The sequence below is a fragment of the Nonomuraea insulae genome (assembly GCF_042656245.1).
Map to the genome: position 1 here is coordinate 101,796 of NZ_JBHSPA010000068.1, position 6,156 is coordinate 107,951.

9 protein-coding genes are annotated in these 6,156 nt (G+C 66.9%); all 9 read left to right on the top strand.

From position 1 onward, the window contains the following. Positions 1-148 precede the first annotated feature (148 nt). The 9 genes from rpsP (at position 149) to ACFPZ3_RS48630 (ending at position 5,400) form a co-directional block, all read left to right on the top strand. Positions 149-628 carry a 30S ribosomal protein S16 gene (gene rpsP, locus ACFPZ3_RS48590; protein WP_379521214.1) on the top strand — a complete coding sequence of 160 codons (480 nt, stop codon included), beginning with the start codon at positions 149-151 and terminating at the stop codon, positions 626-628. 1 nt (position 629) lies between these two features. Continuing rightward, positions 630-875: an RNA-binding protein gene (locus ACFPZ3_RS48595; RefSeq protein WP_379521215.1), complete on the top strand. Its 246-nt coding sequence runs from the start codon at positions 630-632 to the stop codon at positions 873-875. Between the two features lie 72 nt (positions 876-947). Further along, the gene (rimM, locus tag ACFPZ3_RS48600; RefSeq protein ID WP_379521216.1) at positions 948-1,448 is read left to right on the top strand and encodes a ribosome maturation factor RimM; all 501 of its coding nucleotides are present in this window, start codon (positions 948-950) and stop codon (positions 1,446-1,448) included. Next, positions 1,448-2,227, top strand: a complete 780-nt coding sequence (gene trmD, locus ACFPZ3_RS48605) for a tRNA (guanosine(37)-N1)-methyltransferase TrmD (RefSeq protein WP_379521217.1) — start codon at positions 1,448-1,450, stop codon at positions 2,225-2,227. Before rimM ends, trmD begins: the two co-directional genes overlap by 1 nt. A 137-nt stretch (positions 2,228-2,364) precedes the next feature. After that, a complete protein-coding gene (gene rplS / locus ACFPZ3_RS48610; RefSeq protein ID WP_379521218.1) occupies positions 2,365-2,727 on the top strand; it encodes a 50S ribosomal protein L19 in 363 nt (120 codons plus the stop codon). A gap of 141 nt (positions 2,728-2,868) precedes the next feature. Continuing rightward, positions 2,869-3,726, top strand: a complete 858-nt coding sequence (gene lepB, locus ACFPZ3_RS48615; RefSeq protein ID WP_379521219.1) for a signal peptidase I — start codon at positions 2,869-2,871, stop codon at positions 3,724-3,726. Next, positions 3,726-4,316: a signal peptidase I gene (lepB, locus tag ACFPZ3_RS48620; protein WP_379521220.1), complete on the top strand. Its 591-nt coding sequence runs from the start codon at positions 3,726-3,728 to the stop codon at positions 4,314-4,316. Before lepB (ACFPZ3_RS48615) ends, lepB (ACFPZ3_RS48620) begins: the two co-directional genes overlap by 1 nt. 52 nt (positions 4,317-4,368) lie before the next feature. Then, complete coding sequence (locus ACFPZ3_RS48625; protein WP_379521221.1) at positions 4,369-5,037, top strand: ribonuclease HII; 669 nt, start codon at positions 4,369-4,371, stop codon at positions 5,035-5,037. Positions 5,038-5,076: 39 nt separating this feature from the next. Next, positions 5,077-5,400 carry a DUF2469 domain-containing protein gene (locus ACFPZ3_RS48630; protein WP_026215037.1) on the top strand — a complete coding sequence of 108 codons (324 nt, stop codon included), beginning with the start codon at positions 5,077-5,079 and terminating at the stop codon, positions 5,398-5,400. Positions 5,401-6,156 lie beyond the last annotated feature (756 nt).

Consider the following 6,156-nt stretch of genomic DNA (forward strand, 5'->3'; position numbering starts at 1 on the left):
TGGCACAATGACATGTTGGAACACCGTGACCAGGCGGGTGCCCTCTCACCTCCCGCAGGTCACGCCTGTCCCTGGAGCGTCGCCCCGTCGTGCCCCACTCGGCGAGGTCGTCGTTCACCCACGCTCGAATGCAGGAGAGACCACACCCGTGGCAGTCAAGATCAAGCTCAAGCGGCTCGGCATGATCCGCAACGCTCAGTACCGAATCGTCGTCGCCGACAGCCGCACCAAGCGTGACGGCCGGGCGATCGAAGAGATCGGCCTGTATCACCCGAAGCAGGACCCGTCGCGCATCGAGATCAACGGTGAGCGTGCGGCTTACTGGCTGGGAGTCGGCGCGCAGCCGACCGGGCCGGTGCTCAAGCTGCTCAAGCTCACCGGTGACTGGCAGAAGTTCAAGGGCGAGCCCGCCCCTGCACCGCTCAAGGTCGCCGAGCCCGCGCCCGACCGTCACGCCCTCTACGAGGCCGCGGCCAAGGAGACGCTGTCCGGTGGCGACACCGGCACGGCGGCCACCACGCCGCCTAGGCGCGCCAAGAAGAAGGAAGAGCCGGCCGAGGCCGCCGCTCCCGCCGCGACCGCTCCCGCGGCCGCCCCCGCCGAGACCAAGACCGAGGGCGAGGCCTGACGTGCTCGAGGAGGCCCTCGAGCACCTCGTTAAGGGCATCGTCGAAAATCCCGACGATGTCCGGGTCCGCGCACGCCGCATTCGCAGCGGGCGCGTCCTGGAGGTCCGGGTGCACCCCGAGGACCTGGGCAAGGTCATCGGACGCGGCGGGCGCACCGCCAAGGCGCTGCGCACAGTCGTGAACGCCCTGGCCGACGGGAAGTACGTACGGGTCGATCTGCTCGATCTGCACGAAGCAGTCCGTTAGCGTCAGGTTTTCGCGCGCCCTCATCGGCTTCGTTCCGATGGGGGCGCTCGTGTTGAGAGAAGGCAGGTTCACGTGCAGCTGGTCGTCGGCCGGATAGGCCGTCCGCACGGGGTACGCGGTGACGTGACCGTCGAGGTGCGCACCGACGATCCCGAGCTGCGCTTCGTCGCCGGCAGACCGATCGCGACCGACCCCGCTGACCGGGGTCCGCTCGTCATCACCGGCCTGCGCTGGCACAAGAGTGTGCTGCTGCTGACCTTCGAGGGGGTCGTCGGCCGCGACGCGGCCGAGGAGCTGCGCGGCACCATGCTCGTCATCGACTCGGCCGAGGTGGAGCCGTCCGACGATCCGGACGAGTTCCACGACCACCAGCTCATCGGGCTGGCGGTCGAGACCGTCTCCGGCGAGCCTGTCGGGGAGGTGGAGGACGTCCTCCACCACGGCCAGGACCTCCTCGTGGTGCGCCGCAAGGGCCAGGACGACGTCCTCATCCCGTTCGTCAGGGCGCTGGTGCCCGAGGTCGACGTGGAGGCGGGCAAACTGGTCGTGGATCCGCCCGAGGGGCTGCTGTGATGCGGCTCGACGTCATCTCGATCTTTCCCGAGTACTTCGCGCCGCTCGACGTCTCGCTGATCGGCAAGGCACGTGAGCGCGGGACGCTCGACGTACGCGTGCACCAGCTCCGCGACTGGGCCCACGACGTGCACAGGACCGTGGACGACACCCCGTACGGCGGGGGGCCTGGCATGGTCATGAAGCCCGAGGTGTGGGGCGAGGCCATCGACACGGTCGTCGGGGGCGGCTCGCCGCGGCTGATCGTGCCGACGCCGAGCGGGCGGCCGTTCAGCCAGGAGCTGGCGCAGGAGCTGGCGGGGGAGCCGTGGCTGGTTTTCGCGTGCGGGCGTTACGAGGGCATCGACTCGCGGGTCATGGAGGAGTATTCCTCGCGGCTGCGCGTGGAGGAGGTCAGCATCGGCGACTACGTGCTGGCCGGTGGCGAGGCCGCGGTGCTGGTCATGGTGGAGGCCGTGGGCCGGCTGCTGCCGGGCGTGCTCGGCAACGCCCAGTCGGCCGTGGACGACTCCTTCGCGCCCGGGTCCATGCGGAACCTGGTCGAGGGTCCCGTGTACACCAAGCCGCCGGTGTGGAGGGAGCGCGAGGTGCCCGCCGTGCTGCTGTCCGGACATCACGGGAATGTCGCCAGATGGCGACGGGACGAGGCGATCCGGCGTACCGTACGGAACCGGCCGGAACTGGCCGCCACGCTCGACCCCTCGACGCTGGACAAGCACGACAAAAAGCTCCTTGAGGAGCTCTCGTTTCGCCTCCAGCCGGAAGATATGGCAAACTGAATCGCTGCCAACCGTCACTTGGTTGGTCCATCATGCCCGGGAAACGGTCCCGGGTTCATCAATTCAGCAAGCGCGTCCGCCGCGAGCCATGGCCGGGTGGACCTCCGCGTGCTCGCGAGGACTTGAGGACAGCTCTCATGCACACGAAGATCCAGGAGCTCGAAAAGGCGACCCTGCGCGGCGACGTGCCGGCTTTCCGCCCCGGTGACACGCTCGAGGTTCACGTACGAGTCGTCGAAGGAAGCCGCTCCCGCATCCAGGTATTCAAGGGCTTCGTGCTGCGCAGGCAGGGCAGCGGCGCTCGCGAGACCTTCACGGTCCGCAAGGTCAGCTACGGCGTCGGCGTCGAGCGGACCTTCCCCGTGCACAGCCCGGTCATCGAGAAGATCGTGCTCGTGACCCGTGGCGACGTGCGCCGCGCCAAGCTCTACTACATGCGCGACCTTCGCGGCAAGGCCGCCCGCATCCGTGAGAAGCGTGAGACGACGCCCGCCAAGTAGCCGCGTCGTTTTCCGATGGCCCGCGCATCGCGCGGGCCATTCGGCTTTACAGGGGCGTTTCCTTTATGTGGAGCGACTCGGGAGTGGGTGTAACGTCGGTCGAGGCTTGTCGAGCCGATGCATCATCTAGGCTCGTCAGCGATGACTAGCGAGAGCCAGGAGCACGGCGCGGCGCGCCGCCCTGTCAAGGACGAGGTGGACGTGGTCGCCGAAGAGACTCAGAAGCCGGCCAAGAGCGACAAGAATGAGAAGAAGGGGTCGTTCTGGAAAGAACTTCCCGTTCTCATCGTTGTAGCCCTTGTGCTGGCCCTGATCATCAAGACGTTTGTGGTCCAGGCCTTCTACATTCCGTCGGAGTCGATGGAGAACACCCTGCTGACGAACGACAGGGTCCTGGTCAACAAGCTCGTTTACCACACTCGCGACATCGAGCGCGGGGACGTGGTGGTGTTCTCGGGAGTCGACTCGTGGGACGGCGAATTCCAGATGGAAGAGCCCTCCAACGCGGTCGCGGCGTTCTTCCGGTGGGTCGGCACGGCGTTCGGCATCGTGCCCGGCGAGAAGGACTACATCAAGCGGGTCATCGGCGTCGGGGGTGACCACGTCAAGTGTTGCGACTCCAAGGGGCGCATCACGGTCAACGGCACGCCTATCGAAGAGGAGAGTTATCTCTATCCGGGCGACGTGCCGTCCGACAGGTTCTTCGACATCACGGTGCCGCAGGAGCGACTGTGGGTGATGGGCGATCACCGCTCGGTCTCGCTCGACTCCCGCTCGCACACCGGCGATCCCGGCGGCGGCTCCATTCCCGTTGGCCAGGTCATCGGGCGGGCCTTCGTGATCGTCTGGCCGTTCAACCGGTTCTCCTCGATCGACATCCCCGCCACGTTCGCCCAGCCCGGGCTCCAGGCTCTTGGTGAGCAGGTGCCGCTGGTCGCCGGGTTCGGGCTGGCCGTACCCTTGGTGCTGGTTCGTCGGCGCCTGCGCAGGAGGCGATGATGGTCACCAAGAAGGCGGAGGGCGTGGGGAAAGAGAAGAAGAAGGGCGGCTTCCGAGAAACCGTCCTGCTGCTCATCCTGGGCGTCGGCATCGCGCTGCTGCTGCAGGCCTTCGTGGTCGGCTCGTTCTACATCCCGTCCGTGTCGATGGAGAACACGCTGCTGGTCAACGACCGCGTCTTCGTCAACAAGCTGGCGGGCGCGCCCGAGCGCGGCGACATCGTGGTGTTCAAGGGCTGGAACGGCGAGGACACCATCAAGCGGGTCATCGGCATCGGCGGCGACAAGGTGGTGTGCTGCGACAAGCAGAAGCGCATCACGGTCAACGGTACGGCGCTGGACGAGTCCTCCTACCTCTACCCTGACGATTTCGCTTCCGGCGATAAGTTCGACGTCACGGTGCCCGCCGGGAAGGTCTGGCTGATGGGTGACCACCGCAGCGCCTCGGCCGACTCGCGGGCCCACATGGGGGAGCCTGGAGGCGGCTTCATCTCGGTGGATGCGGTGATCGGCAAGGCCGTCGTGCGCTACTGGCCGCTGTCGCGGGGCTATCTCTTCTCCCGTCCCGACATTTTCGACAAGGTCAAGTAGAGGGGGCTTTCAGTCGCGGGTTGCGGCGAATGGGGCGTACGCTTCCTGTGTCATGACAGTTGCGTTCCGCCCTCGACCGAGCGTCGTCCGGCGCGATTCCGGACTCTACGCCTATGAGCGGGCGCTCGCCCGGCGAGGCCTCACCCCCATCGCGGGCGTCGATGAGGCCGGTCGCGGCGCGTGTGCCGGGCCGCTGGTGGTCGCGGCCGTCATCCTGCGCAAGCAGATCGACGGCCTGGCCGACTCCAAACTCCTGACCCCGATGGTGCGCGAACGCCTCTACGACCTGATCATGCCCGTCTCCCATGTAGGCATAGTGATCATCCCACCTGGGGAGATCGACGCCAAAGGTCTTCACAAATGCAACGTTTCAGGAATGCGGCGAGCTGTCGCACAGTTGCCCTGTGACCCGGAGTACATCCTGACGGACGGCTTCCCGGTGCCGGGGCTACCGGCGCCGTCGCTGGCCGTGTGGAAGGGGGACCAGGTGGCCGCATGCGTGGCTGCCGCGTCGATCGTGGCCAAGGTGACCAGGGACCGCCTGATGGTCGCGCTGGACGGGCGCTACCCGCAGTACGGCTTCGCCGAGCACAAGGGGTATGTCACACCAGGACACCGGCTGGCGCTGGAAACGCACGGGCCGTGTCCTGATCACCGTTACTCCTTCGTCACGGTGGCGAGGGGGATGGGTGAAAATGAAATGGGGGCCGGGGTTGCCTGAGCAGGCAAGCCGGGGGACCGGTACGACAGGAGGACCGCGATGAGCGCAGAGGATCTCGAAAAGTACGAAACCGAGATGGAGCTGCAGCTTTACCGCGAATACCGCGATGTCGTCGGTTTGTTCACATACGTGGTGGAGACTGAGCGGCGGTTCTATCTGACCAACTCGGTCGATCTCGACGTCCGCACCGCCGAGAACGGCGACGTCTTCTTCGATGTGAAGATGCAGGACGCTTGGGTGTGGGACATGTACCGGCCGGCGCGGTTCGTCAAGAACGTGCGGGTGGTGACGTTCAAGGATGTGAACGTGGAGGAGCTCGCCAAGGCGGACCTGGAGATGCCCAAGGAGGGCTTCTCGGGGTAGCCGGCTGCGGGGTGGTCTGGATCTGGGCTGGTCGGTCGAGCCGGGGGTTTGGGCGCGGCCGTCTGGCTGGGTGAGGCTTCGTGCCTGGGGCTGGTAGCGCGTTGGGCTTGGTGGGGCTCTGGGGGCTGCTCCGAGGGCTGCTCCGAGGGCTGCTCTGAGGGGCTCTTCACTCCGGCCTTGTCCCGTGTACGGCTTTTGGTGTCGCCTGGTCTTGCCTTTGCGTCCTTCTGGGGATTGGTGCTCGGCTTCTGGTGCGGCTGTGAGGGATTTGCTGGTCATGTGAGGGCCACCCCGCGGACCCTCACGTGTTGTGCCGCCGTCCGGTCCTTCAGGCCGCTTGCAGCGGTGCTTATGCGAGCCTCTCCGCTCACTCCTACGGGTCCCATCCGCTCACTCCTACGCGGTCCCATCCGCTTACTTCATGCGGTCCCATCCGCTCAGTCCACAGGGGTTGTGCGCCTGTCCCAGCTCGAGTTCCTGCCTCGGCCCCCAACGCCCAACCGCCAGACTCTGCCCTGTCAGCGTCTCGGCCCGCCAGCGTCCCACCTGCGTCGACTCCCGGCCAACCTCGGCCTGCGTCGATTCCCAACCCTGGCCCCATCTCGCCAGGGCCCTGGCTCGCTGGCGTCTCAGCCTGCGTCGGCTCGCGACCCAACCTCGGCCTGCGTCGGCTCCCGAGCCTCTGCCCCATCCGCCCTCGCCCCGGCCATGCCCTCGCCCCGGCCATGCCCTCGCCCCGGCCATGCCCTCGCCCCG